The organism is Kitasatospora sp. NPDC034023, from assembly GCF_055575795.1.
The window spans coordinates 1-25,561 of sequence record NZ_JBVIRY010000066.1; the positions used below are offsets into that span (position 1 = coordinate 1).

Sequence of the window (25,561 nt, forward strand, 5' to 3'; positions counted from 1 at the left end):
CAACATCACCTACCCCCCGGCCAACACGTCAGTTCATCGAACGATCACACGAACGAGCGATCCCCAACCGTGAGTAAAGGGACTTAACGTCCTCTCAGAACGCGTCATCCATGTGCTGCGTTGTCCCTGACCCAAGGCCCCTGCTCTATTCGATCGGGGCCGCCGGCACCCTGCCCGGGGCCACCGCGCTTGACCAGGCCCGCTCCGCAGGCCGTTTCACCCCGGTCCATGACGCCTGGTGGGCGGCCGCCCGCAAGGCCCACGGCGAGCGTGAGGGTACTCGGGCGCTGATCGAGGTTCTGCTGCTGGGCCGACACCCGCCCTCCAGACAGCGGAGGTGTCGGCGTACAGGTCAGATACAGGTGTACGCCGACAGGAGGATGCGTGCGGGCCAAATGTGAGTACGCGTACTCATGTGGCGGCCGGGCAAATCAATGGAGGATCGCTGAGGGCCGTACTACGCGGCCGCCGCCAGGCTCGCCCGCACCGACGAGGGACATCCACCTCAGCCGGGTCGACCGTGATTCTCCCGGGGGACTCCCTTGCGCTCCGCATCCGTACTCCGTTCCGCCGCCATCCCGGCCGCCGCCGCACTGGCCCTCCTTCTGACAGCCTGCGGCCCCGACAACAGCGACACCCCCGCCGGCGCGACGCCCACCGCCACCGTGAGCCCGGGCACCGCCTCGCCGTCGACGGCGGCCACCGTGCTGCCCACCATCACCGCCGCGGCGCCCACCGCCACCCCGACAGCCCCGAGCCGCTTCGCCGGCGCCCTCCCGCCGGCCGCGCCCGCGACCGGCACGTACACCGACAGCGCGAAGGGCGACATCTCCCTCACCATCGGCCCCACCAGCGTGGTCAAGGGCGACATCGCCGACCTCGCCAATTTCCTCAAGCCGGAGGACATGGCCGGCAAGACGCCGTACTACGTACACGTCACCTACACCCACACCGGCGGCAACGGAATCTACGAGCCCTACTTCAACCTGCGGCTGCGCGCCATGGTCAGCGACACCGCCCAGGCCCGCAAGGTCGACCTGCTCAGCGCGTTCCCGAAGTGCGAGAGCGACGTCCCCCACGGCGGCAAGGACTTCGTCAAGGGCCAGAGCGACCACGAGTGCGCCATCTACCTCGCCCCGGCCGACAAGCCCCTCCAGTACATCGTGTGGCTCGACAAGGACAACAAGCCCCTCGCCTGGAAGACCAGCTGAACCAGACCCGCCCGGGCAGGGAAGCCGCGGGGCGCGGTCAGCGGCTGCGGCGCACGAGGACCTTGAGAACCTCCCTGGCGTCGCGGCGGCGGGCGTCGCTGCGGACGGTGACCGCGGTGATGGCGGTGATAGCGGCGGTAAAGACGGCGAGGGCCGCCCAGGCGGCGCCGGCCGCGGTGATGAGGACGGCATGCTGCAGGACGGTGGGCATCGAGGCTCCGCGGTATGGCGACGGGGCAGGGGCTGGAGGCGGACGCGGCATCGGCGGGAGGTGACGGCGGGCGGGCACGACGCTCGCCCGTGCCGAGCGTGCAGGCGGCTCTGACTCAGCGCTCGTCCGGCCCGCCCAGGCTCCAGCCGCTGACCGAGGCGAACGGCCCGCGCCCGGCGAGCGGGAGGAAAAGAACAGCGTGGCCATCGCCTCGAACGAGTCGTTCGGCAAAGCGCACATGTTCCGGCGAACTCGTGCCAGGTGGCACCGAAACCTCACGGGTTCGACCTGCGTACGGCCCGGAAGTCTTGGTACTCGTCGCAGACGACGCCATCGTTGACCCAGCATTGGGGGTCGGCAGCGAGTTCATGCTCTGCCAGGTGCAAGGCCTCCTCGGGGGTGGGCATGACGGCGACCTCCCGGCCCCACGTCTCCTCGTCGGGGTCCAGAGGCGGGAACTCGGTGATGTCGAGGAAGGTGTCGGTGCCGACATCCTCGACCTCGCTCAGGTAAATGGTGACGCCCGTGCGGCTGGGACTGAGGGCGATCCAGCGGAGCCCGGGCCGGCCGTCGGTTTCGATGGCGCCGAGGAACTGCTCGATCTGCTTCCCGCGCTGGAGGGCGCCGAGGGCGAAGGCGGGGGTGAGGTGCCGCATGTCAGTTCCTTTGCTGGTCGGGCAGGCGTCCGGGCCTGGCTTTGTTCACGAGATTCGACAGCGTTTGTTCATGACCTCGGACACCACCCCCGGTCGCCCCGTGTTCGATTCCTGGGGCCACTGCGGCGGCACAGCGGTGGGTCGCAGCTCCGCAGAGAGGGCCCGCTTCTCGGAGAGCGGCTCACCGCGGCCACGGTCGTCGGTACGGTGCTGATGCTCGTGGTCATCGCCGGCCTCGCGGCTGCCGAGTCGCGACCGGACGCGAAGGGCTGACCGCCGGCGAGGTGACATGAGACGAGGGTGGTGCGCCAGGACCATGGCCTGGCACGCCACCCTCGTACTGCCGGAAGCCGGTAGACGTCCGGCGCTGCCGCCGACGGACCTGCGCTCTCAAGGCGCAGGCACGGCACCGATCTGCTGCATCACCCCGAGGAGGTCGGGCTGGCCCCGCTCCTTGATGATCTTTCCGTCGGCCAGGTAGTAGAAGTTCATGGCCTGGACCGAGATGGTCTTGCCGCTGGCCGGGATTCCGAAGAACTCGCCCTGATGCGTTCCGCGCATGGTGAACCGGGCGGCCACCGTGTCGCCCTCGGTGACGGTCTCTTCCAGGGTCCACCGGACATCCGGGAACCCCGCGCGCATCATCGCGATCAGCTCCAGGTAGCCCTCAGGGCCCCGCAGCGGTTCCGCGTGGCTCGGCGCATGGAACTCGGCATCCGGGGCGATGACCTCACGGGCAAGGTCCTCGTCGGCTGTGTTGATGAACTCGACGAAGCGGCTCATCACGGATTCGGTGGACTGTGGCGACATGTCCGTCCGCCTCTCTCTTCTGGCACTGCCCGCTCGCAACGAGCGAGCGAAAGAACCACAGTACATCGATTCGATGTGTGCATCGAATCGATGTAGGTGTGGGACGATAGGGACATGCTTGACCTAGCGATACTGGGCTTCCTGGCCGAGCGGCCTCTGCCCGGACATGAACTGCGCCGCCGACTCTCGGAGCTGACGGGCTACACCCGGCCGGTGAGCGACGGCAGCCTGTACCCGGCGATCAAGCGTCTGGCCGCGGCGGGCCTGCTGGAACGGCGCGCGGACCCGGCCGCGGGCCCGGCCCGTTACATACTGAGCGTGACCGACGCCGGGCGCGCCGACCTGCTGAAGCGGCTGCGCGCGCCCGCCGACCACGAGATCAGCGACTTCACGCGGTTCTTCACCGTACTGGCGTTCCTGTCCCTCCTGCCGGACGTCGCCGAACAGCACGCGGTGCTGCGGCGGCGGCTGGAGTTCCTGGAGGAACCGGCGAGCTTCTTCTACGACGGCGACCGGCCGCTGCGTGCCGAGGACATGGCCGACCCCTACCGGCGCGGCATGCTGCTGACCGCCCGCGCCATCAGTAGCGCCGAACGGGCCTGGTTGCGCCAGGTTCTGGACGGTGACGAGCCAGTCACCGCGCGCGCCGAGACAGACCCTCTACGCTCGGACAACCTGTGCGCTGACCAGCCCCGGAGGTAGCCGCCCATGCTTGCGTCCTGGTACGACCGACAGGGCCCCGCCGCCGACGTGCTGCGCGTCGGCGAGCTGCCCGACCCCACCCCCGGCCCGGGCGAGGTCCGCGTCCGCGTCGCCGTCTCCGGTGTCAACCCCGGCGACACCAAGAAGCGGCGCGGCTGGCTCGGCTCCTCGATGCCCTACCCACGGGTGATCCCGCACAGCGACGCCGCCGGAGTCGTCGACGCCGTGGGCGAGGGGGCCGACGAGCGCAGAGCCGGACAGCGGGTGTGGATCTACGGCGCCCAGTCCTACCGGCCCTTCGGCACGGCCGCCCAGTACACCGTCGTACCCGCCGATCTGGCTGTCCCGCTGCCCGACCACCTCAGCGACGAGGTCGGCGCGGCCCTGGGCATCCCCGGCATCACCGCCCACCGCGCCGTGTTCGCCGACGGACCGGTCGACGGCAAGCTCGTGCTGGTGCACGGCGTTCTGGGCGGGGTCGGCTCCCTGGCCGCACAGCTCGCTCACTGGGGCGGGGCCAGGGTGCTCGCCACCGTCCGGCGCGGCGCGGATCTCGCACAGGTCGATCCGGCTGTCGTGTCCCACGCCGTGGCCCTGGACCAGGGGGACCCGGCGGCGGCGATCCGCGCGTACGCGCCCGAGGGCGTGCACCGGATCGTCGAGGTGTCCCTGTCCGACAACGCAGACCTCGACAACGCCGTGGTCGCGAACGGCGCGGTCATCGCCGCCTACGCGACGAGCGCGGACCGGACCGAGATCCCCTTCTGGCCGCTGCTGTTCAACAATGTCCTCCTGCGCTTGATCGGCAGCGACGACTTCCCCGAAGAGGCGAAACGCCAGGCAGCACGCGATCTGACCGCCGCGGCCGCCGTGGGCGCCCTGACCGTCGAAGTCGGCGACCGTTACGAGCTGGCGGACATCGCCAAGGCCCACGACCGCGTCGACACCGGCAGCCGCGGCCGCGTCCTGGTCACCCTCCCCCAGTGACCCCGCCCGTCGTTCACCACGCCCACGGGCGCGTCCCCTGATCAGCCGAGGACGCAGCCGAGCGGTACCAGGGACGGCGCGACGTTCTCAGCCGAGACAATCCCAGATCGCGGTCGTCACAGGCACGGTGCTGATGCTCGCCGCCATCGCCGGCGTCGCGGTCGCAGAGTCTCGGCTGAACGCAACGGACTGACGAAGCGACGAGGCTGGTCAGCCTGGATACTCCGCCTGGCTGGCCAGCCTCATTCGGTCGGGTGACCAAACGGGCTCCAGGACTGCGCTGTTCGAATCGCCTGACCAAGCCCTGCCGTCTGAAGTCATGAACAAACGCTGTCGAATCTCATGGACAGAGCCAGGTCGGGCGTGACGTCACCAACGGTGAAGATCCCGAACTGCATGTTCCCTCCTCATGGTTGTTTAGTATTCAACTAAGCCTCGAAACGGTGGACGCTGCCGAGGTATTCCCGATTGAGCGCGGTATCGGCTGGTCGGACAGGCCTCGGGATGCCGCTCACGCTGCTGGGAGCGGGAGCGCGCGAAGGCGGGCGGGTGCCGGGTCCGTGCAACCGCCGCCGGCCCCGGCCGGTTACGGCAGCCGGGGGTCGCCTTGCTGGACTTCGGGGTGCTGCTGCGCACCAGGGCCGCGGGCCCGGGCCCGGGCCTCGGGGTCGGTGCCGCGCAAGGCCGCCCACCGCGTCGGCCCTGCACATGCGCAGGGGGTGTTCTGCATGCGCGGGGACAACCGGTCCTGCTGCGCGGGATGGCTCCGGGGCAGTAGGACAAGGGGGCGCGCGGCTGCGGCCGGTGACGGGACAACATGCCGTGCTGCACCCGCAGCGGCGGGACAACGTGCAGCACGCTGCAGCCGGACGCGGTGCTGCACCGCGTCCGGCTGCTGCACCTTGGTGCGGCGCTGCGGGCTGCTGCACCTGGCGAGTGGGCCGGGCGCGGGACGCCGCTTCGGGTGTTGGAGTCGGCGATGGACGGTGCGTTCAGCCGGTGCGGCCGGGGCGGCGGGCGAGTACGCCCGCGATGGTGAGCAGGGCGAGCAGGGCGCCGGTGAACCACGTCAATGCGGCGGTCACGGTGGTGTAGAGGGTAGCGATGCCGAGGCCGATCGGGGGCAGGGCGAGGCCGAGGTAGGCGATGAGGAAGAGTCCGGCGAGAGCTTCGCCGCGTTTGGCCGGCGCGGCCATGGCGACGACGGTGGCGACCGCGGACTTGAACAGCACTCCGGCGCCGATGCCGGCCGCGATGCCGGCTGCCAGGAAGACGGGGAAGCTGGCGGCGCGCATGCCGATGGCCAGTGCTGCCACCCCTGCGGCCTGGGCGAACAGGCCGATATTTCTGCGTACTTTGGCATCGAGGCGGCCGGTGAGCGACTGGGCCGCCGCGGCGGCACCGAACACGGCGAACACGATCAGCCCGGCCAGTGCGCGGGAGGGGTGGTGCAGGGTGTGGCCGACGAATCCGGGGGCCAGCGAGGTGAACAGACCGAAGACCGCGAAGGACGCGAAGCCCGCGGCTGCGGCGGCCACGTATCCGGTGGGGTCGCCGTGGTCGGTGCTGACACGCTGCGGGCGGTACGCCGGCCTGACGGGCTGCTCCTTGACTGTCTCGGGGGTGAGCGCGACCGCGGCGACGCTGATCAGCAGCAGGGCGCCGAAGACGAGGTAGGGCAGGCGCAGCGGCGCGTGGAGGTACTGGGCGAGGAGGCCGGCGACGAGTGGGCCGAAGCCGAGGCCGCCGATGTTGGCCGCGGTGGAGACGATCTCGAAGCGTTGCGGGGAGGCGCCGGGGCGGTGTGCTCTGTGCAGTTCGTGCAGGTGCGCGGTGGCGGTCGCGGTGAGCATGCCGACACCGAGGCCGGTGACCAGCCTGGCGAGGAGGAGGACCGGCAGGGAAGGTTCGGTGACGAACAGCGCGGCGGCGGCCAGTTCGAGCGTCAGCGCCGTGATCAGGACCTTCCGTCGGCCGATCCAGTCCGAGACGTGCCCGGCCAGCAGCAGGCTGGTCAGCACGCCGATGGCGTAGACGGCGAAGACGATCGTGACCGTGAAGGTGGAGAAGCCGTCGCGTGCCTGGTAGAGGGGGTACAGCGGGGTGGGGACGGTGGAGAACGCCATGGCCGTGACGAACACCGAGGCGATCATCCAGAACCCGGCACCGTGCCTGCGGGCCGAGCGCCGCTCGCCGCCCCCCTCGGCGGGTGCCCGGAGAGCGGTCCGGGGTGCGGACAACGACATGTGACTGCTCCGATTCCGTGAAGGTGGTCGGCCGGCGTCCGGGATCGACGCCGGCCGTGGGGGCCGGTCGCCGCCCCGGGCCCACCGGCCCGGGGCAGCAACGACGGGATTCAGGCCAACCGGCCGTGGGCCTGGGCCCACTTGACCTCGGCCCCGGCGGCCTCGCCGCCGGTGGCCTCCGCCTGGGCGCGGCCCACCGACTCCATCACGGCGGCGTAGCCCGGGCTGACACTCGCGTAGACGCCGCCCCAGTCCGCCCAGTCTTCGCGGGCCCAGGTCTTCTGCAGCTCGGCCGCCACGCCAAGGACGTCGACGACCTTGACGCCGGCCCGGCTCAGGCGCTCGATCGAGATCCGCTGAGCCTCGTCGGAGTAGGTGCCCGAGGCGTCGATGACGGCGTACACGTTGTATCCCTCGGCGAGGGCCGACAGTGCGGGCTCCACGACGCAGATGCTGGTCATGATGCCGGCGACGAGGAGCGTACGGCGGCCGGTCTGCTCGACGGCGCGGCGGAAGCCCTCCACGTCCCACGCGTTGATCTCGCCGTGACGCTGGACGTACGTCGCCTTGGGCGCGTTGTCGAACACCTCCGGGATCAGCGGGCCGTTGGGGCCCTCGGGGACCGACGCGGTGGCGATCACCGGGGCGCCGACCAGGGTGGCGGCCTTGGCCAGAGCGGCCACGTTGTTGCGCAGCTCGCGGACGTTGGTGTGGTTGACGATCTGCAGCAGACCGCTCTGGTGGTCCACCAGCAGTACCGCGGCGTCTGCGGGGTCGATGAGGCCGTTGTTGCTCGACATGACTTCTCCCTGGGGTAAGGGCGGGCGTCCGGCACCGGGCCGAATGTTCTGGTTTGACCAGCAGTGTCGTTCGCTGCTGATGACCTCTTCAACCCCCTGCCGCGGTGGTCGCTTCCCATGCCAGGGAGATGGTTCGAGATGGCGGTAATCTCTTTCAGAGATAGCCTGGAGTTCGGCCGTACGGAGGGTGGGATGGATCTTCGGCAGATGGAGGTCGTCGTCGCGGTCGCCGAGGAGGGCGGCTTCAGCGCGGCGGCGCGACGCCTACACGTGGTGCAGTCCGCGGTGTCCACCACGGTGCGCGCTCTTGAGCGCGAGTTGGGCGCCTCGCTGTTCCACCGGACCACCCACCGGGTATCCCTCACCCCGGCGGGCCAGGCGTTCCTCCCGGCCGCCCGCGCCGCGCTACAGGCCGCCGAACAGGCCCGAGCCGCCGTTGACTTGACCAAAGAACAGCTCCGGGGAGAGATCACCATCGGGGTCATGCAGGGTCTCCACACGGGCCTCGCCCAGGCGCTGGCCGCCTTCCGTCACCAGCATCCGCAGGTGACGGTCAGGCTTCGCCAGGCGTCGGCGGACGACCTCCTGCAGGCCTTGCGCGACGCCACCATGGACGTGGCCGTCGTGGCGCTGGCCCGTCCCCAGCAGCGAGGACTGGCCGCACGCGTGCTGCAGGAGGAGGAGATGGTCCTGATCACGGCGCCGGGCCGCGCCGGCCAACCCGAGCGACCGGTCACCCTCGCCGAGGCGGTCGGCCTGCCACTAGTGGAATTCCCCGTTGGCTGGGCGATCCGGCACTCCGTCGACCGTGCCTTTCGTACAGCCCTCGTCGACCGCGTCGCCACCTTCGAGGTCAACGACATTCTCAGCGCCACCGACCTGGTCCGCCACGACCTGGGCGTGTGCATCATGCCCCAATCCCTGGCCGCCCGCTTTCCCGACCTGACGACCCGCCGCTTCGCCCAGAACGCACCGACCTGGAAGGTGATGGTGGTGCATCCCCGCGGACAGGTGTCTGCGGCCGTCACCGCCCTGCTGCGCCACATCACGTAGGCAGCGGCCCGCCCGCACAGCAGGGCGGACACCCGGAGGCGGCTGGCGAGGAGGTCGGCGAGTCGGTGTTCGCCGACCTGGCGGACGGCGTCGGCGGACCTGGTGTACCGCCAGTACGCGCGAGACCTGGTGACCCTGGAGCTGGTGGTCTCGGTCGCCGGGGTTGCGGTACCCGGTCGCTGCGCGCGAGTTCGTCGGGCCGCTCGCGGCACCGCGCGCAGCTGCCGTCGGCTGCGGGTGCCTGTTCTGATGGCGCTCTCTGAGTAGGGTCGGGGACTGGCGCGGTGGCGTGATGCTCCGTTCCAGTCCCCGCCGCTTCAAACCGTGCATGCAGTTCTCCCGCACACGGCTTTCCGACATCGTTCACCGGCTGGCATGCGCTGTCGCCCAGTGCACGTTCCCGGTCAGGCGGTAGACCCTGCGGGTGGATGCCGAATGTGAGGGCTGGCCTGGTGGCCGAGTGGCCGGCTTGGCACGACGGCCGGGACGGGCGGTCCAGGTGAGTGGGGCTTGTCGCGCAGGCGGCAGCAGTGGGCGGACTCAGGGCTCGATGACGAGGCGTTCGATGAGGTCGTCGCGGAGTGTGAACTGGTAGCGCAGATCGATGGTGCCGCCGGGGAAGTTGCCTTCGAGGTGGTGGGTGGCGATGTAGTGGGTCGCGTCGCTCTGCTGGGCGTTCGTGAGGTGGATGGTGTAGGTGAATTCGGTGACGGATCGGCCGAGCCACCCCTCGATCTCCTCGGTGCCCTGGTAGGTGTTGCCGTCGTCGATCACTGTGGCTTCGCCGGTGAACGCTGTGACCGCGGTGGCGGTGTCGTGGGCGCGGTGCGCTTGGAGGTAGCGGGTGATCACCTCGGGCAGGGCGTCCGGGGTTAGGGGCTGGTTGTCGTGCATGACGATCCTTGGGGTGGTGGCGGGTTCAGACGGTGGGGGTGGTGCCGCCGTCGATGACGTGTTCGGCGCCGACGATGGCCGAGGCGCGGTCGGAGACGAGGAAGGCGACGAGCTCGGCGACCTCCTCGGGCCGGTTGGGACGGCCGAGCGGGATGCCGCCCAGGGAGTCCATGAGCCGGCCCAGCGCCGCTTCCTGGGTGATGTCCGCGTCGTGGGCGATCCGGGCGACGAGGTTGTCGGCGGCCGAGGTCTGGACGAAGCCTGGCGAGACGGTGTTGACGCGGACGCCGTGCGGGGCGACCTGGTTGGCCAGGCCCTTGCTGTAGGTGGTCAGGGCGGCCTTGGCGGCGGCGTAGGCCAAGGTGCCGTTCCACAGCGGCATGCGGCGCTGGATCGAGGTGACGTGCACGACCGCGCCCTTGCCCGTGGCGATCATGTGCGGCAGGAGTGCGCGGTCCAGGCGGACGGCGGCCAGCAGGTTCGTGTTCAGCTCCCTGGCCCAGTCGTCCTCGCCGAGCGCCGCGAACCCTCCAGCCGGTGCCTCGGAACCGCCGAGGGTGTTGACCAGGATGTCGACACCTCCCACGCGGGCGTCCACCTCGGCGGCGACGTGGGCCGCGCCCTGGGCGGTGGACAGGTCGGCGGTGATGAACGCCTTCTCGTCGGCGTCGTCCGGGCGGGTACGGGCGGTCACCAGCACGATCGCGCCGGCCTCGGCGAGCCGTCGGGCGATGGCGGCTCCGGTGCCCTTGGTGCCGCCGGTGACCAGAGCGCGTCGGCCTTCGAGGGATTCGCTGATGTATGTGGTCACGGTGTGCTCCGTCCCCGGGTGCGGGCACGGAAAGGACCGCTCCCGCTATGACTGCTAGAATAGAAGCTACTTACTTCTACTTTAGCAGTAACTGAGGGGATGGTCGCCGTGGCAAGCCGGATCAGGCTGGAGGACCGGGAGTGCCCGCTGTCCACGACGGTGGAACACGTCGGCGAGTGGTGGACGCTGCTGATCCTCCACGACGCCTTCGACGGCTACACCCGCTTCGACCAGTTCCAGGAGAGCCTGGGCATCTCCTCCAGCATGCTCACCACCCGGCTGAAAACCCTCGTCGCGGACGGACTCCTGGAGCGCCGGCCCTACCAGACCAACCCCGTGCGCCACGAGTACGTCCTCACCGAACTCGGGCACTCCCTGCGTCCGGTGATCGTCGCCCTGGCCGCATGGGGCAACTCCCGTCTCACACCGGCCGAGCGCAGCATGATCCTCATCGACGCGCGCAGCGGCGAGGAGGTCGAGCCCGTCGTCGTCGACGCCAAGACCGGCCGCCGACTCGACGACAGCGGCACCTACGTCTTCACCGCAGGTCCCGCAGCGAGCGACGCGATGCGCAACCGCTACGCAACACGGCAGGCCATCCCCGCGGAAGAGGCGTAAGGATGCTCGACAGACCTGAGCCGGGCCGGGAAGGCCGTACCCGACCCACCAGGCCGCAACAACTCATCGCCGACATACGCCCGTCTCCCCGCTCCCCACTCCCCACTCCCCCCAGACCGTTGAACGGCCCAACCAACTAGGGAACCGAGAGCGGGCCTGGCCGTTTTCGGAAATCCTCATCAGTTCGTCGAAGTCTGACCCGAATCCGCGGGTAGTGGCGGACTTCGGTGGCTGATACGACGACAGGTGTCCCTGCGGGTTCGAGATGATCGAGGTTCTCTACGCCTGATCGCTCTACCTGCAAGGACACCTGTCGAGTGAAGGCGATATCTCGTCGCCGTACCCGCTCCCGCTCCCGCACCCCTGCCGGCTGTCGGGGCTGTTGGGACCGTGCGCAGGTCTCATCGCTCGCACGGACGCCCGGTGGCCGTTGTCGGCGTCCGTTGGCGAGACCCGCACCTTCGGGACCAAGACGCCCGGCCGGCGGGACCGCTCGCCGGCGCTGACACCGCATGTCCGGCTTGGTGGCCCCCGGGTCGCCTGCCTGGTTTTCCGCCGCGTGCGGTCGTCTGCCCGGGACTACGGTCGCCATCAATTAACTACGCTCCGCCCCAACGATCGGGAGATCCCCATGGCAGCTGACGCTGTTCAGGTAGCACCTGATGTGTACAAGGTCCTTTTCGAGAACGATCGGGTGCGGCTTCTCGAGGCCCTGTCAGCGGACGCGGCAGACTGGCTCTGGCGCGAATTCCGTGAAAGCTGCCCGTCCAGCAGTCAGGTCAGGGCAGGTGGCGGGGGCCGCGCAAGTCCGGGGCGAAGAGGTCCAGCGACGGGCCTTCGAGGGCGATGGCGGTGAGGCCGGTGGTGGTGCCGGATGCGTGTTCCTCACCGGGCTCCCAGCGGACACCGTCGCCGGCTGAAACGGAGATCTGGCGCCCGTCTGGGCCCGCGACCCAGCCTTCGCCCGTGATGACAAGGAAGAGCTGGCTCACCGGGGCGGGGTGCGAGCCGATGGTTCCACCGGGCTCGATGGCCAGGCAGGTCAGATGAACAGGCCCCTTTCCGGCGGCGACGCGGGTAGCAGTGGCATCCACACTGTCGAAGCGATCGATGACCTTCTCCGAACGGTCGAAGCGAAACATCTCCAAGAGGGGTCTCCTCGCAAGGTCCGGAAAGCACTGATCGTATGGGAAGACAGTCATCGCGTGGAGAGGAGGACGCGCTTGCGGAGGAGGTCCAGCTTGGCGCGTCCGAACATCTGCCTCTTGATCATCTTGATGCGGTTGACGTGGCCCTCGACCGGGCCGGAGTTCCAGCGGAGCGTGAGGCCGGCCATGACGGCGTCCCAGTCCTTGCGCAGGCCAGTGGCGAACCCGCGCAGTTCGGGGAGGCGGCTGGCCTCGGCGTCCGCAGTCCACTGCACAAGTTCTTCCCGGCCTTGGCGGTTGACGAGCATCGAGGTAGATCGCGCGATGAGGTCGCAGGCATCGTCCAACTCACCGCAGCGGTCGCGGAGTTCCATCATGAGGACACTCCCGGCCTCCGGCCGATTGTCGGGGTGGGCAAGGATCAGCCTGGTCACCTCACGGACCTTGGGGGCCGGCGGCCGGGCGGTCGGCTTGGCGAGGTCGCGCAGCCGGTGCACGAATCGGCGGACGGTGCGCTCGCTGACGGTCAGGCCACGCTCGGCGAGTTCGCGGTGGAGACGGTCGGCGCTGGTGCAGCCCTCGTTGAACCGGGCGATCAGGTAGGCGGCGTGGCCGTCCAAGCTGGTCTGCCGGCCGCCGGTGGGCCCCGCGCCTATGAGCTCCTCCACGGTGGTGGCGCGCATGAACTTCCTCGCCGTCTTCGGGTCCAGGCCCAGCTCGGCGACGATCTGGCTGTGCCCCATTCCCTTCTTCATCAGCGCGTGGACGGCGGCGTGACGCTCGCGAGTGCGCCGCGCCAGCCGTCCCTCGGGCAGCACCACTTTCTCCTTCTCCGGCAATGCCGTTGTTTGAAGCTTCATCGAGTTCGCGTGACGGGTAGGTTGTCGCGCCGGCCTGGTTGGCCACGGGTCAGAAGCGGGTGGGTCTCCGACCGAGCAGCAACCGGCGGCCTTCGGCGCCGACCCTGCCACCACAGGCACCGCCTCGGACCGGCCCGAAACAATCGGGAGCCCGGGTCATTTCTCCAGGGCTGCCGCGATGCGGTCGAGGTCAGAGAGCAGCGCGGCCATGCGCTGTGGCGGGATCGCCTCCACCATGCGCTCTTCGATGGCGTAGACGGCGGCTTGGACCGCGGACAGGCGTGTGTGGCCTTCCTCGGTGAGGTGGGCGGGCCGGGCTCGGCCGTGGTCGGCGGTGGCGGGGCGGGTGATCAGTCCCGCTTCCTGCAGGCCCCGCAGAACAACGTTTCCGGACTGCCGGGTGACGAAGGTCGCGCGGGCGAGGTCGGCGTTGGACATGCCGGGGTGCAGGGCCAGGAGTTCGAGAGTGGCGTACTGCGGCACGGTCAATCCGTGCTCGCGCAGGCCCTTGTCCATAGCGCTGCGCAGGGCGGCCTGGGCGCGTTTGAGCATGTAGCCCACGTGTTGGGTGACGTCCTTGGCGGGGTGGGGCGGCTCGGCGAACGGGCTCTCCATCATGTCAGCATTTTGACATGGGTTTCTCGGGATCCTAGTCTCCCCTATGTCAAAGTTCTGACATCAAGGATCGAGGAGTACCCATGCCTGCCACCATCGACGGCCCCGACTTCGTCGCCCTGCAAGTACGCGACGTGCAAGCAGCAGCGACCTTCTGTGAACAGCACCTGGGCCTGCGCCGGGCCGCCGTCTCGCCGCCCCACGCGGTCGTGTTCGACACCAAGCCGACCCCGTTCGCCGTCCGCGCGCTCCTCCCGGGCGTCGACCTCGCCGACACCGCACGGCCCGGTCTGGGCGTAGTGCTCTGGTTCCGGACCACGGACGCCCGCCAGCTCCGCGACCAGCTCACCGCCGCCGGAGTCAGGATCCTGACCCCCATGGCGGACAGCCCGTTCGGGCCGATGTTCTCCTTCGAGGGCCCCGAAGGCTACACGCTCACCGCGCACGGAGGCTGACCGCAACGCCCTCTCCCGGGCCCAGGTCAGCGGACAAACCGTCACGCCTCGGCGCGCAGCACCAGGAAGTCGGCTCCGTCTCCCTGCTCCTGGTCAGCGCGCCTCCGCGAAGCGCGGTACATGGTCGGGACGTCGACTGAGGCCGGGACGGCCAAGCCTCCGCGACACCGATAATCTGCGGTTCCCAAGGCGTTCGCTCTGGTCAGAGCCAGGGCCAGCGGCCAAAAAAGTAGCGCGAAAACTCTGGCCATCTACGGCGCACGGTCACAGCGGCCTGCGCTCGGGAGGTCAGCGCCACTGGTAGGACGCGCCGGTCATCGCCGGGAGCAGCAGCGGGCCGCCGGTCGCGGCGGTGTCGGGCCGGACGGCCTGGGCGAGGACGGCGCCGACGTCCGGGTACAGGTGGAGGCCGGCCGCGTCGGCCACCGGCAGCCACACCACCGGGGCCTGGTCCGGGTCGTCCTGCTCGACCGCGGCGACGGCCGCCACCAGGGGGTCGGGCAGGTGGGCAACGTAGACCAGGTGCCGGCGCCGGAAGGGCTCCGCCTCGCCCGGCCGCTCGGTCTCCTGGTCCTGGACGAAGCGCAGCTCCGGCGGCGCGGGCAGCACCGCCAGGCGGAGGCCGAGCTCCTCGAGGAGCTCCCGGCGCAGCGCGGTCTCGGGTTCTTCGCCGTCCTCGTCCTCGACCAGGCCGCCGGGCAGCGAGTGCTGGAGGCCGGCCGAGCGCTGGCGGCGGATCAGGGCCAGGCGGCCGTCGTAGACCAGCACCGCGCACACCCGCACCGGCCCGGCCCGGCCACCGTGCCGGCGGTCACCGCCGGGCCCAGGCCGGGCAGGCGGGCTCGTGCCAGGTGGTGCGGACGACCACCCCGCCCGGGGTCAGGTGCTCGCTCGACCACGTCCGGCAGCACGCGCCGCCACCCGGCCGGACCGGGGCCGGCGGCCAACCAGCGCGGACCGGAGAGACGGGCGCGGACGCGGTGAGCGCGGCCGGACGGCAGCGACGTCGGCGCCTGGTCATGGGTGTCGTCATGTCGCAGGCTCTGCCCACCCCGCCTGTTTTCGACAGGTAGAACGGGTTCAGGCACGGATTTCGTGAAGAGCACGCCGAGGCGGTTACGATCTGTAGTCGATCGGAGCCCTGCTCGAACGGTTATGCCGAGCGACTCGCTGTGCGGGAGAATGCCCGGCATGACGACTTGAAGAGCACCGGCCGGGCGACAGCACTGGCGGAAGGTCGGGACCTGGGACACGGTTGCCGACGGCGATCGACGAATCTGTGCCGCCTGCAGAACGCCTGTCCGCTCGTATCAGTACCGCTTCCATCCACCCGAGTCCTCCATGTTCGAGCGCTGCTTCGGGTTCGCTTGGTGTTCGGGCTGCAGGATCTACTCCGGCAACATGGTGTACGTCCCCCGGAAGCGAGTTCTGGTCGACGCCCTCGCTTCTCTCCCGTGTGAGCGACGGGAGCGGCTCCTGCGTTCGGAAACGCGACTGATCGATTTCCTGGACCGTCAGGCCAGAGGCGGCAGAGGTTAGGGTCGGCGGCTGGCGGCGATAAGGAGAAGCCGCTTGCGCAGCAACGAGGGCTTCGCTCGGCCGAACATGCTGCGCTTGAGTGCCTTGAGGTCGTTGACGCGGCCCTCGACTGGACCGGAGGACCAGTCGGTGCTCATGCCGTAGACGACGGCGTCGAGATCGGAGAGCAGTCCGGTGGCGAAGCCGGCCAGGCCGCATAGTTCGTCCGCGCAGACGTCGGCGATCCAGTGCCCCAGCTGGTCTCCTTCGCGGTTGGACATGATGCTGGCGAAGGTGCGGACGTGGGTTGCGGCGGCCGTGAGTTCGGGTGAGCGGGCCAGCAGGGTCTTGAGCTGTTGCTGGTCGTCCTCACGTAGGTGGTCGGGGTGGCGCATGATCCAGCCGGTGGCCTCGCGGGGAGAGGGCGGCCGGGCGATGGGCGGCGGGCTCCCCGGGGACTGTCGGTCGGGCCGTAGCGGCCGGACGTAGTCGCGCAGCGTGCTGTAGCTGCAGCGAGCCCCGCGTTCCTGCAGCTCGCGGTGGAGCCGGGACACGTTCGTGCAGCCTTCGGCGATGCGCTGGTCGAGGTAGGGCTTGAACCGGTCGAGCTTGCTGGTCCGGTTCTGCCACTGGCCGTGCAGCATCGCCTCCGGGCTGGCCGCGCGGGCGTACTTGCGAACGGTGTTGCGTCCGAGGCCGAGGCGTCGGGCGATCTCGCGCAGACTCAAGCCCTGCTCGATCTGGGCGCGGACGGCCGCGTGGGTGTCGCGGAGCCGGTCGAGGAACTTCCCCTGTGGGTAGGGCTCGGACGGCTCTGTGGCAGCCTCGAATGCCTCGGCCGATGCGGGCTTTGGTCCCGGCGGCTCGGGCTCAGGCGCGGGTTCGACAAGGTCGCGGAGCAGGGCGCGATGGCGGGCGACGAGGCGTTCAACAGCCTCGCCGAGGTTGTGCCAGACGTGCCATTTGTCCGCGCAGTGCTGGGCGTTCGGGGCGCCGGCGCGGGCGCCGTCCGCGAAGACCTGTGCGCGGTCGCGGCAGACGATCTCGACGCCGGGGTGCTCGCGCAGCCATGCCGCGACACTGTCCGCGTCGCGGTCGGGCAGCAGGTCAAGGGGCTGGTGGGTCTCGCAGTCGACCAGAAGGGTGCCGTAGCGGTGGCCCTTCCTGGTGGCGAACTCGTCGATGCCGAGCACGCGCGGGGTCGCCCAGGCAGGGTCCGGCAGCGCCATGACCAGGCGCAGGACGGTCATCCGGCTGATCACGATGCCGAGCAGCAGCGCGAGGCGGGCCACGGCCCGAGCAGCCAGGACGACGCCGAGGGCACCGAGCATCCGCTGAAGGGCCGGCGTCCGTCGGCCGTAGCGGTAGGTCAGCCCCTCAATCTGCTCGGCGAAGGTGACCCGCGGGCAGTCCCCGTTGTCGCAGAACAGCCGACGCACCGACAGTTCGATCACCACGCCCCGCCCGCCGCACGGCACGTCGGCCAGGCGCCGTCCATACCTGCTGTGCACCCGACCTGACGCAATCTGGCAGCCCGGACACGACACTGGCACTTCTTCCAGCGTCGATGCCTCGATCACCACACGTCCGTCCCGCACATCCATGCACTCGACCCGCACCCCTGCGAGATGCGGGAGCAGAAGGAATATCTCCTCACACGCGGCCAGCATCCACCTAGACGTGACGGAGCGTCACCCGGCGCACAGAAGCACGATCGACTTCACGAAATCCGTGCCTGAACCGTAGAACGGGAGCCACCTGGGCAACGAGTTCGAGAGTCAATTGTGAACTCGTGAACGGCTTCTGTGTCGGAGTGATCGAGGCTGGCCGTTCACACTGTCGGTACCTCGTTCGAGCGACGCCGTATCAGGCCGGCTCGGGGGCGGGGCCCGATCAGACGGACCGTCCTGAAGGCAGACGTCGCCCGGTTCTGCAGCGGCCTGGAGGAGCCGGCCCGGCCATTCGGCTGCCGCCGAATCAGCCAAGTGTTCCAGGGCTGTCCGGGCGGTGACCGGCGTGTACCCGGGTCGTTGAAGCAGCTTGGACAACCGAGTTGTGCGGTGCCCCGGTCGTGGTGGTCCGGGGCGGCGTGGTGTGCGGCTCGGCTGCCGCCTTCCCCGGGCCTGGACGCTTCGGCGTCCTGAGGCCTGGTCCAGATGCGAGCGAGAGGACAACGGCGTGGCCGGACGGTCTGGTCTGTATATCGGTGGGTTCCTGAGCAGGGGCCGCGGCAGCGGCCGGGCCGGCCAGGCAGCGGTGCTGGTGGTCGCGGCGGTGCTGAGCGGTTCGGCGATGCCCGCGCAGGCGCGGGCGCAGGCGCCTGCCCGTGATGCCGCTGCGGCGGCACCGGTGACGAAGGTGTACGCGACACCGGGCACGTACGAATTCACCGTCCCGAAGGGCGTCACCCAGCTGACGGCCACGGCGGTCGGCGCCGGCGGCAGCGGAGGCGGTGGAGGCTCCGGCGGCAACGGGAACCAGTTCCAGTTCGGTGGCGGCGGCGGTGGAGGCGCCGGCGGCAACGGCGGCGGGGCTGTCGAGTGCGTCTTCCCGGTCAAGCCCGGACAGGTCATCCACCTCGCCGTGGGGAAGGGCTACCCCGGCGGCCGCGGTAGCCACAGCTGGGACCCCGAGAACCGCTACAACGGCGAGGGCGGCTACGGCGGCGACTACGGCGACGATTCGTGGGTGTGGGACAAGACGACGAACAACTCCATCAGGGCCAGGGGCGGCCTGGGCGCGTGGGGCGGAGGGGGAGGAGAGTCGGCGAAGGGGAGCTCGCAAACCACCCGCGATCTGAGCGGTAAGGGCGGCAAGGGCGGCCCGTCCAACGACAGGGTCGGTGGCGGGACGTGGGACACTCGCGGCCCCAAATGCGCCAACGATGCGCTGGCCAGGGGCGGCAAGCATGGGGATCCCGGTCGGAACGGGGAGGACGGCAGCCACGACCGGGGAGACGGCCGCGGAGCTGACGGCGGACACGGCGGGGCCGCCGGTGTGGAGACGCCCTGGAACGCGGAGGTTCCACTGCCGAGCATGGCGCCCTGCCCCGAGAACGCGCGCGGGAAGGGCGGCGACGGCGGGCGCGGCGGGAACGCGGGGGACTGGAACCGGAACTATGACAACTTCTACCCCAAGCCGGGTGAGGACGGTAAGGCCGGCCAGAGTGGCTGCCTCGTACTGACCTACTGAGAGCACGGGCCCCCTCCGGGCCGGCTGACCAGCCGACCCGGGCGGTAGGCCCGGTGCGTCACGTCCGACCTGCCGACGCAGACGGACATGGTGTGACCCGGGCGGGTCTCCCGCCGGATCGGCACCCTGCCAGGCCCCACCAGACCGGTCCGACCCCACAGCCAGAAGACCATGCTTGCGCGACGGGTTCGCGTTGCCCGCCCTCGCGCACTCTGCGGCACCACAGCTCGGCCAAGTGGCGTAGCCGAGGCTCGCCCGCACCATCTACCCCAGCACTCAACCAGTCTCGATGGTCCAGGTTGCAGGTGGCTCTCGATTCCGTTGCCTAACTGGCTCCCGAATTAGGTTCTGGCTCAACTTCTGTGGTGGCCCGTCGGTCCTCAGCGGATCGGCCTCGTGACGCCGAAGAACCTACAGGTAAGAGACATGCGTCCGCTCGGTGCCCCGGCCGACGGCAGGTGGCTGTGTGGCGATGGGCCAGGGTGGCACCGATCTCACAGAAGGCCTCTGTGGCCGGGTCGTATGCAGGTGTCTCCCTGGCCGCTCACCACACCACCCCTGCGGGCCAGGGAGGCGGCAACCGCTCTGCTTCCCACAGCCCGCTAATAAGGAATTAGGTCAGCGGGGGTTCCGAAACTCCCCAGTGCAGGTCGGCGGCCTGCGCTCGGGGTGAGGCCGGGTCAGGACCGGCGCCACCAAGAGCTGGTGCGCTTCGCCTCGGCGGCTGCGGCTTCGGCGGCGGCCCGCTCGCGCTCGGCGGCCTCCCGCGACTTCCGGTCGGCGTCAGCCTGGCGGCAGCCGGCGCACAGCCCGTCGTCGTTCCAGCCCCGTTCCTTCTCCTCCCACCGCTCATCCGAGAACGGCGCCGAGCAGCGGCGACAGGCCGGACGGCGCCTCTCCCGCTCCCCGCCTCCCGCGCCCGGCGGGCCCGATCCGCCTCCGCCCGCTCGACGGCCAGCAGCTCGTCGCCGTCCGGGTTGTCGAGCGCGTCGGTGAGGGTGTGCCAGCCGCGGCGACCGAACCGGTGCCACACCGGGGCGTCGGCCCCGTGGCGGCGCAGCAGCGGCAGGGTGGTGGTCACGACCGGCAGCGCGCGGTGGTGGTCGCGGGCGTGGACGGCGTCGCCGCCGTACGCGGGGGCGTGCCAGATGTCCTCGGAGGCGGTCTCGACCTCGGTCATGCTGTTCAGGCCCCGCGGGTCAGGTCAGCTGCTGGTTGCGGGGCGGGTCAGCCCATCACGGTCTCGGCGTGCCGGGTGAGTACGTCCAGGAGCGCGGTCTGCTGCTCGGTCAGCTTCCCGTCGATGCGGGCCTTGTCCTGCTTGCGCAGCCAGGCGCCGGGCCGAAACGCCGGGTCGTCACCGAGACCGGTGCGGTTGGCGGGGCCGTCCAGGGTGCCGCCGGCGGCGAGGTAGGCGAGCAGGCGGCGGTAGGAGCGTTTCCAGTTGGTTCCAGGCGCCACAGCTCGTCCAGCGCGTCGAGCTTCGCGGCCTGGTCGGCGGTGAGGGCCTCGGCCTTGCGCTGGCGGCGCATCCACGCGCCGACCGCGTAGCCGTCCAGCTTCTCGGTGGCGGGGATCGCGAGGTGGCCGTGGTGGGCGGCCCAGGCGTGGGCGTAGGCGTTGCCGCGTTCCCAGGCGTTGGCGTGCTTGGACCAGATCATGCCGACGTATTGCTCCCACAACGGGTGAATCTCGGCGACAAGGTCGTGCACCTGGCCGGCAAGTGGCCCCAGTCCGTGACCAGGAGTCGCGCCATCCGGGAATCGGCCGTACGGCACGGAGACGACGGGCCGGTTCGACAGCGACGTCAGCAGGTCGCCGAGTTCAGACAGGCTCTCTGCACGTTCTCTACTCTCCACCCCGGCATCGTGCCATGTCGTGAAGTGGGCGAACGCGACGGCCATGTGCCTCGCGGGGACTCGATTCGCCTGTCCGTCATGTCCAGCATGTTGGTGCAGAGAAGGTCCAGCGAGCACATCTCCCCCGGAGGCATGGTCGTGCGCACCACCTGGCACGAGCCAGCCTGCAAGACCTGGGCCCGGCGGTGAGGAGCTGTGCTCAAACCTTCGATCACGGACTCGGCGGCACCAGGGCCACGTTCACAGCGGGCCCTCTCTCCCGGACTGCGCGGACCAGTTGGTGAAGGTAGGCATTCTGAGGGTGCTGAGCACGGAACTGATCCGCGTCGATCAGGATCACCATGCGACCCTCGCCAAGGTCGGCGAACAGCCCGAAACGCAGTCGAGCGTCGTCCGGCCCCAGTTCGCGGCATTCAATCGTGTGCTTGGCGCGTTCCAGCTGGGCGACGTACTTGGCGATATCGGCGTCGGGCAGCGAGTTCTTGGCGGTCAGGGTGACGCAGCGCAAAAAGGCACCGACCACCCTGGTGGTGGCCAGCGCCTTGCGGCCTGTCAGAACTGGCACGCCGTACGACGGGCCGCGCGGGCCGGTCCTGCACGGTGCCACGCAGCGCGAGGGCAGCGGTACGGGTACGCTCCAGCCAGCTCATGACCCGGCGCAGCGTGGCGGGGTCGAGGTGGCGGGTGAGTTCGCGGACGGCCTGGTGGTCGCCGTCGGTCAGCGTGTGGAGGCCGACGCGGTCCAAGGCGGTGTAGAGGGGCTGGGCGGCGGGGCCCGCGAGACGGCGGTGGACGGCGACGATGGTCTGGCGGGCCCGGCGGGCGGCCTCACGGGCGCAGACGGCGGTCTCCGCGGCGATGACTGAGGCCGGCGAACACCGGTCCCGCACGCTCGCTGAACAGAACGACGAGCACGAGGCCACCTGGCGCGAACGCGCGCTGAACGCCGAGGAAGCCCTCAAAGCCGCCCACACCGAGATCCTCACCCAACGCACTCGCATCAGCGAACTCCTCGGCCAGCTCCGCGATCTGGAAGCCGAATGGACCCAGGAGGCCAGCCAGCGGATCACCACCGAGAACACCACCCTCAAGCAACGCGTCCGCCAGCTGACCACCGACAACCGCACCCTCGACGAACGCCTCAAGGCCGCCCGCTCCAACCTGCGCTTCCAAGACCGCCGCGTCGCCGACCTCGAAGCCCGGATCCTGTCCCCGCCCGAATGACCCGCACCTGCCCGGTGGCCGTCACACCTCGGCGAGGCGGCCACCGGCCATGGTGCACACTGAGCCGATGCTGTTGAAGTTCATCGCCGAGGTCGCGGACGAACCCGTGGTCCTGAACCCGGACGATCAAGTGGCGGAGTCGCAGAGCAACACCTGGCGGCTGTCGGCAGACCCGGAGGAACGGGCGACGCTGTCGGCAGGACAGGTGGCTGCCGCCTTCGGCCGCACCGCGGAGGCTCTGCGCGACCGTGTCCGAGACCTCGGGTTCGACGGAACCGCCACGTTCTACGTCTGGCACGACGAGCAGGCCGGACAACTGCGCTGTTCAACCTCCTCACAGTCTCCAGGATCCCTGCCGTTCGGCGGCGCCTATACGGTGACCGACACCCTCGAGCCGATCGTCGCCGCCTACCTCGACGCCGACGAACCCGGCCTGATCCCGTGGACTGAACTCACCGCTGTCGGACCTAACGACGAGGGCCGGGTGGATGACGAATCCGCGCCATCCCCGTTCCAGGTCTGGACCCGCAGCATCGGCCGCGACACCTGAACCGCCCGCACCCGCTGTCTGGAAAGCCAGTGCGACAGGAAACGCAAAACGGCTCGCCGAACGACGAGGCGGTCGTTCAGTGTCCGCGTGAGTGAGCAATTCCCGTGTCCCTGCTGCGGACACCTGGCCCTGAAAGCCATCGGCACGTGGGAGACCTGCCCCATCTGCTTCTGGGAGGACGACCTGACCCAGCTGCGGTGGCCGACACAGCCGGCGGCACGAACAGCACGTCACTGGTCCAAGCCCAGCACAACTACCAGACCGCCTGGCGGGGCTTCTTCTCTCCTCCTGGCGCTGGTCGTGGGCGGCACCTTGTCCGGGTTGTCCAGGGCTTCGAGCAGGGAGTGCCGGCCGGCGCGGCGTCAGTGGCCTGCCACGGTTCGCATCCGGCGGCACACGCTCGGACGAGTCGGCCAGACCTGATCCTCGCCGCGCAGTGCAAGGGCTGCGGTACCGGCCCGACCAGCCGGCGGTCGGATGACGGACGGTGCAGGGAACCGGCGCGACGAGCCGCGGCCGACGGCGGGCCGGCAGGGGCCGGACGTCCGGGCGACGAGCGGCGCGCCGAGCGGCGAGCGGGCGGCCGGAGGTCGAGCCCCGAGTTCTCGGCGGCGTACCGGGACCAGACCAGCTACTTCCAGTACGTGAGCCCCAGGACCCCGTTCAGCGTCGTCAACACGCGTAATCAGGACAGCGTAGAGATTCAGTACACGGCCTATGGCAACTCGTTCACTGCCTGCGTGCCCCCCAACGGTCAGATGTACGCGGCGGCGGGCTCGCCGACCATCACGGGCCTGCGCATCGATGTGGGCAGCGTCTGCTGAACTTGACGGCGCCCAGCACAAGAAAGGGGCCCACCGCCGACTGGCGGCGGGCCCCTTCGCGGGTTCACAGCGGCCAGTCGCCTGGCCTACCCGGCGGCCCTTCACCGGGTAGAGCTCCGCGTGGAGCACCCGGTCCTCCCACCACGGATCACCCGGAGCGGAGACCAGCGCAGCCACCAGCTCCCGCCGGGTCGGTGCGGGCAGCACCAGCGGCCCCGAGCCCTTCTCGGCGCGCTCCAGAATCAGTAACGGCCTCACGGGCGACGGGCCCACTGCTCGCGGCCGCAGTCGGCGCAGGCCAAAGTCCGCATCAACTCCCCTGAGTTCTCGTGGTTGTTGCAACACCCCAGCGCAGGGGAGTCGTCCTGCTCGGTGCGGGCGGCGGCGTTCTGGAGGTGGTCGGGCAGCTGGTGCGGCTGGTGGTACGTCAGTGCATGGCGGCAGGCGCGGTCACGGGGTGTTCCAGAGGTCGTTCAGCTCGGTCCAGTTGGGCGGGCTGACGGGTTGCGTGTGCGGTGTCGCGGGGTTCTGAAGGCCGCTCAGGATGAGGTCCAGGTAGCGCAGGTGCAGTTCGAGGCGCGCTCTGCGGTCGTGGGCAGGCGGGTGCCGAGGTGGCTGAGCAGCAGGGGTAGGTCCGCGGAGCTGATGTCCGCACGCAGTGCGCCGGACCGGTGGGCGGCGTCGACCAGGTCGTCGAGTGCGGCCTTGAGGCAGTCGGATGCGGCGTCGATCTCGTCGGTGGCCGGGGGCGACCGCCGATGAGGGGGAGGAGGGAGACGGCGTCGGGAGCGGACAGAGCTGTTCGCAGGAAGACCGCATTGCGGTCCAGGGGTCGGTGTGGTCGGCTTTGGCACTGCGGGCCAGGGAGGCCAGCTCGTCCATGCCCTGCACGCGCAGGGCCTGGGCGAGGTCCTCCTTGGCGGGGTAGCGCCGGTAGAGGCTGCCCATGCCCACACCGGCGCGGCGGGCGATCTCTGAGACGGGAGCGTTCCAGCCGTGCTCGGCGAAGACTTCGCGTGCCGCGCGCAGGACCCGCTCGTCGTTGCGGTCGGCTTCCTTCTGGCGTCCGCTGGGTGGTCCGGTGCGGGCGGCGCGCATGCTTGTGCTCCTCGGTACGGCGGTCGACGCCCACCCGCCGCGGGGTGGGGTCGGCCGCTCAGTGCGGGTTGGCGGCGACCTGGCGCAGGGCCACCACGTCGGCCCCGGGTGCGGGGTCCTGGTGGTGCGGGCGGATACGCAGGGCGCCGACCAGCAAGGGGGAGCATCGGACCGGACTCGACGGGCAGAATACATTTGTCCTGGACCAGCCGCACACGGTGGTCTTCGGCATCGGAATTTCGCTCCTCTGTGTCGCGGCGATCGGCTTCGATACCCCGATCGCGCCGTCCCGTCTCATCATCGGGACGGCGGGCGGCGACTTCACCGCCTGAAATCACCCGAACTACCCACCGGATTGGCCGCCGGTTGCGGATACTCGTCGCCGAGTTCGGCCAGCACGGCGTCCCGGAGGGTCACCCACGCGCCCCTCAGCTCGGTGAGTGACAGTGGCCGGTGGTGAGTGACAGTGGCCGGTTGGAATTCCCCATCGGCGGCCAGTCAGTGGGGAGTCGACTGGCCGCCGATGGTTACTGAGCGTGAAGTGCCAACGTTCCCTGGACGGTTTTCACGGGCGGAAGGTTCGGCGGTAGGTGTCGGGAGGGACGCCGACGCTGCGGTGGAAGTGGCGGCGCAGGGTGGCGGCGGTGCCCATGCCGGTGGACGTGGCGATGGTGTCGACGGTGGCGTTGGTGGTTTCCAGGAGTTCCTGGGCGTGGCGGATGCGCTGGGTGTGGAGCCAGTGCAGTGGTGTGGTGCCGGTGAGGTGTTTGAAGTGGCGGGCGAGGTGGCGTGAGCTCATGCGGGCCTGGCGGGCCAGGTCCTCGACGGTGAGCGGCTGGTTCAGTCGTTCCAGCGCCCAGGGGAAGAGTTCTGCCAGGGGGTGGTTGCCCGGGGCGGGGAGGGGGGTGGAGATGAACTGGGCCTGGCCGCCGTCGCGGTGGGGTGGGATGACCAGACGGCGGGCGATCTTGTTGGCGTTGGCTGAGCCGTGGTCGAGGCGGACCAGGTGCAGGCACAGGTCCATGGCGGCGGCCTTGCCTGCGGAGGTGAGGATGTCGCCGTTGTCGACGTAAAGGACGTCCGGATCGACGGTGGCCGCCGGGTGGCGCCGGGCCAGTTCCCTTGAGCCTTCGCCATCTTCGAACGTGCTGGTCGGAGGGGCTGGCGTGACGGTTCTCCGGGGTGCTCGTGCTGGTCGTGGGCGGGAGTCTGCGGTCTT

General features: G+C 70.0%; 27 protein-coding genes and 2 pseudogenes. 11 read left to right on the plus strand and 18 right to left on the minus strand.

Annotated elements, in window-relative coordinates; all coding sequences use genetic code 11:
• The first annotated feature begins 542 nt into the window (after window positions 1-542).
• Window positions 543-1,211, plus strand: coding sequence for a hypothetical protein (locus ACZ52R_RS41375; RefSeq protein WP_465755372.1), 669 nt, complete (start codon window positions 543-545; stop codon window positions 1,209-1,211).
• Window positions 1,212-1,248: 37 nt separating this feature from the next.
• Here the strand turns inward: ACZ52R_RS41375 and ACZ52R_RS41380 are convergent, their stop codons facing one another.
• The 3 genes from ACZ52R_RS41380 to ACZ52R_RS41390 all read right to left on the minus strand — a co-directional run bounded on the left by ACZ52R_RS41380 (window position 1,249) and on the right by ACZ52R_RS41390 (window position 2,861).
• Complete coding sequence (locus tag ACZ52R_RS41380) at window positions 1,249-1,422, minus strand: hypothetical protein (protein ID WP_465755373.1); 174 nt, start codon at window positions 1,420-1,422, stop codon at window positions 1,249-1,251.
• Between the two features lie 275 nt (window positions 1,423-1,697).
• Window positions 1,698-2,078 carry a hypothetical protein gene (locus ACZ52R_RS41385; RefSeq protein WP_465755374.1) on the minus strand — a complete coding sequence of 127 codons (381 nt, stop codon included), beginning with the start codon at window positions 2,076-2,078 and terminating at the stop codon, window positions 1,698-1,700.
• Window positions 2,079-2,468: 390 nt separating this feature from the next.
• The gene (locus tag ACZ52R_RS41390) at window positions 2,469-2,861 is read right to left on the minus strand and encodes an ester cyclase (RefSeq protein ID WP_465665859.1); all 393 of its coding nucleotides are present in this window, start codon (window positions 2,859-2,861) and stop codon (window positions 2,469-2,471) included.
• 141 nt (window positions 2,862-3,002) lie between these two features.
• Here ACZ52R_RS41390 and ACZ52R_RS41395 point away from each other — a divergent pair, with 141 nt between their 5' ends.
• Both ACZ52R_RS41395 and ACZ52R_RS41400 read left to right on the plus strand, forming a co-directional pair.
• Window positions 3,003-3,590 carry a PadR family transcriptional regulator gene (locus ACZ52R_RS41395; RefSeq protein ID WP_465755375.1) on the plus strand — a complete coding sequence of 196 codons (588 nt, stop codon included), beginning with the start codon at window positions 3,003-3,005 and terminating at the stop codon, window positions 3,588-3,590.
• A 6-nt stretch (window positions 3,591-3,596) separates the two neighbouring features.
• Window positions 3,597-4,577 carry an NADPH:quinone reductase gene (locus ACZ52R_RS41400; protein ID WP_465755376.1) on the plus strand — a complete coding sequence of 327 codons (981 nt, stop codon included), beginning with the start codon at window positions 3,597-3,599 and terminating at the stop codon, window positions 4,575-4,577.
• Between the two features lie 992 nt (window positions 4,578-5,569).
• On the opposite strand, the gene ACZ52R_RS41405 is transcribed toward ACZ52R_RS41400, so the two are convergent.
• A complete protein-coding gene (locus ACZ52R_RS41405; protein ID WP_465755377.1) occupies window positions 5,570-6,823 on the minus strand; it encodes an MFS transporter in 1,254 nt (417 codons plus the stop codon).
• A 110-nt stretch (window positions 6,824-6,933) separates the two neighbouring features.
• Window positions 6,934-7,623: an isochorismatase family protein gene (locus tag ACZ52R_RS41410; protein ID WP_465755378.1), complete on the minus strand. Its 690-nt coding sequence runs from the start codon at window positions 7,621-7,623 to the stop codon at window positions 6,934-6,936.
• Window positions 7,624-7,815: 192 nt separating this feature from the next.
• Between ACZ52R_RS41410 and ACZ52R_RS41415 the strand changes: the two genes are divergently transcribed.
• Window positions 7,816-8,676, plus strand: a complete 861-nt coding sequence (locus ACZ52R_RS41415) for a LysR family transcriptional regulator (protein WP_465755379.1) — start codon at window positions 7,816-7,818, stop codon at window positions 8,674-8,676.
• Between the two features lie 540 nt (window positions 8,677-9,216).
• Here ACZ52R_RS41415 and ACZ52R_RS41420 read toward each other — a convergent pair.
• Both ACZ52R_RS41420 and ACZ52R_RS41425 read right to left on the minus strand, forming a co-directional pair.
• Window positions 9,217-9,570, minus strand: coding sequence for a nuclear transport factor 2-like protein (locus ACZ52R_RS41420; protein ID WP_465755380.1), 354 nt, complete (start codon window positions 9,568-9,570; stop codon window positions 9,217-9,219).
• Between the two features lie 25 nt (window positions 9,571-9,595).
• A complete protein-coding gene (locus tag ACZ52R_RS41425; RefSeq protein ID WP_465625167.1) occupies window positions 9,596-10,381 on the minus strand; it encodes an SDR family oxidoreductase in 786 nt (261 codons plus the stop codon).
• A 99-nt stretch (window positions 10,382-10,480) separates the two neighbouring features.
• Between ACZ52R_RS41425 and ACZ52R_RS41430 the strand changes: the two genes are divergently transcribed.
• Entirely contained in the window at window positions 10,481-10,999 is a 519-nt protein-coding gene (locus tag ACZ52R_RS41430; RefSeq protein ID WP_391492101.1) for a winged helix-turn-helix transcriptional regulator, read from the plus strand.
• 779 nt (window positions 11,000-11,778) lie between these two features.
• Here the strand turns inward: ACZ52R_RS41430 and ACZ52R_RS41435 are convergent.
• The 3 genes from ACZ52R_RS41435 to ACZ52R_RS41445 form a co-directional block, all read right to left on the minus strand.
• A complete protein-coding gene (locus ACZ52R_RS41435; RefSeq protein WP_465755387.1) occupies window positions 11,779-12,141 on the minus strand; it encodes a cupin domain-containing protein in 363 nt (120 codons plus the stop codon).
• Window positions 12,142-12,197: 56 nt separating this feature from the next.
• A complete protein-coding gene (locus ACZ52R_RS41440) occupies window positions 12,198-12,965 on the minus strand; it encodes an ISL3 family transposase (RefSeq protein ID WP_465625169.1) in 768 nt (255 codons plus the stop codon).
• Window positions 12,966-13,163: 198 nt separating this feature from the next.
• Complete coding sequence (locus tag ACZ52R_RS41445) at window positions 13,164-13,625, minus strand: MarR family winged helix-turn-helix transcriptional regulator (RefSeq protein ID WP_465625171.1); 462 nt, start codon at window positions 13,623-13,625, stop codon at window positions 13,164-13,166.
• Window positions 13,626-13,705: 80 nt separating this feature from the next.
• Here ACZ52R_RS41445 and ACZ52R_RS41450 point away from each other — a divergent pair, with 80 nt between their 5' ends.
• Entirely contained in the window at window positions 13,706-14,077 is a 372-nt protein-coding gene (locus ACZ52R_RS41450; protein ID WP_465625173.1) for a VOC family protein, read from the plus strand.
• A 288-nt stretch (window positions 14,078-14,365) separates the two neighbouring features.
• On the opposite strand, the gene ACZ52R_RS41455 is transcribed toward ACZ52R_RS41450, so the two are convergent.
• Together ACZ52R_RS41455 and ACZ52R_RS41460 are read right to left on the minus strand one after the other, a co-directional pair.
• A complete protein-coding gene (locus tag ACZ52R_RS41455; RefSeq protein ID WP_465755381.1) occupies window positions 14,366-14,845 on the minus strand; it encodes an NUDIX domain-containing protein in 480 nt (159 codons plus the stop codon).
• 767 nt (window positions 14,846-15,612) lie between these two features.
• Window positions 15,613-17,265 carry an ISL3 family transposase gene (locus ACZ52R_RS41460; RefSeq protein ID WP_465755382.1) on the minus strand — a complete coding sequence of 551 codons (1,653 nt, stop codon included), beginning with the start codon at window positions 17,263-17,265 and terminating at the stop codon, window positions 15,613-15,615.
• Between the two features lie 508 nt (window positions 17,266-17,773).
• On the opposite strand from ACZ52R_RS41460, the gene ACZ52R_RS41465 reads away from it, so the two are divergent.
• Window positions 17,774-18,787 (plus strand): hypothetical protein, encoded by a 1,014-nt coding sequence (locus ACZ52R_RS41465; protein ID WP_465665877.1) that lies wholly within the window; start codon window positions 17,774-17,776, stop codon window positions 18,785-18,787.
• Window positions 18,788-19,400: 613 nt separating this feature from the next.
• On the opposite strand, the gene ACZ52R_RS41470 is transcribed toward ACZ52R_RS41465, so the two are convergent.
• From ACZ52R_RS41470 to ACZ52R_RS41485, 4 genes and pseudogenes are all read right to left on the minus strand, one after another.
• The gene (locus tag ACZ52R_RS41470; RefSeq protein WP_465755383.1) at window positions 19,401-19,967 is read right to left on the minus strand and encodes a hypothetical protein; all 567 of its coding nucleotides are present in this window, start codon (window positions 19,965-19,967) and stop codon (window positions 19,401-19,403) included.
• Window positions 19,968-20,014: 47 nt separating this feature from the next.
• Complete coding sequence (locus ACZ52R_RS41475; RefSeq protein ID WP_465625181.1) at window positions 20,015-20,248, minus strand: helicase associated domain-containing protein; 234 nt, start codon at window positions 20,246-20,248, stop codon at window positions 20,015-20,017.
• A 65-nt stretch (window positions 20,249-20,313) separates the two neighbouring features.
• A pseudogene (locus ACZ52R_RS41480) lies at window positions 20,314-20,691 on the minus strand (hypothetical protein); the annotation flags it as partial.
• A gap of 166 nt (window positions 20,692-20,857) precedes the next feature.
• Window positions 20,858-21,211, minus strand: coding sequence for a hypothetical protein (locus ACZ52R_RS41485; RefSeq protein WP_465755384.1), 354 nt, complete (start codon window positions 21,209-21,211; stop codon window positions 20,858-20,860).
• 293 nt (window positions 21,212-21,504) lie between these two features.
• Between ACZ52R_RS41485 and ACZ52R_RS41490 the strand changes: the two genes are divergently transcribed.
• The 4 genes and pseudogenes from ACZ52R_RS41490 to ACZ52R_RS41505 all read left to right on the plus strand — a co-directional run bounded on the left by ACZ52R_RS41490 (window position 21,505) and on the right by ACZ52R_RS41505 (window position 23,244).
• Entirely contained in the window at window positions 21,505-21,870 is a 366-nt protein-coding gene (locus tag ACZ52R_RS41490; RefSeq protein WP_465625187.1) for a hypothetical protein, read from the plus strand.
• A 67-nt stretch (window positions 21,871-21,937) separates the two neighbouring features.
• Window positions 21,938-22,420, plus strand: a complete 483-nt coding sequence (locus ACZ52R_RS41495) for a hypothetical protein (RefSeq protein WP_465625188.1) — start codon at window positions 21,938-21,940, stop codon at window positions 22,418-22,420.
• 87 nt (window positions 22,421-22,507) lie between these two features.
• A pseudogene (locus ACZ52R_RS41500) lies at window positions 22,508-22,579 on the plus strand (CPCC family cysteine-rich protein); the annotation flags it as partial.
• A gap of 38 nt (window positions 22,580-22,617) precedes the next feature.
• Window positions 22,618-23,244 (plus strand): hypothetical protein, encoded by a 627-nt coding sequence (locus tag ACZ52R_RS41505; protein ID WP_465755388.1) that lies wholly within the window; start codon window positions 22,618-22,620, stop codon window positions 23,242-23,244.
• Between the two features lie 450 nt (window positions 23,245-23,694).
• On the opposite strand, the gene ACZ52R_RS41510 is transcribed toward ACZ52R_RS41505, so the two are convergent.
• On the minus strand, window positions 23,695-24,342 hold the full coding sequence (locus tag ACZ52R_RS41510; RefSeq protein ID WP_465755385.1) for a TetR/AcrR family transcriptional regulator: 648 nt from the start codon (window positions 24,340-24,342) through the stop codon (window positions 23,695-23,697).
• A gap of 565 nt (window positions 24,343-24,907) precedes the next feature.
• On the minus strand, window positions 24,908-25,561 hold a 654-nt coding region (locus tag ACZ52R_RS41515; protein WP_465755386.1), incomplete at its 5' end, for a helix-turn-helix domain-containing protein.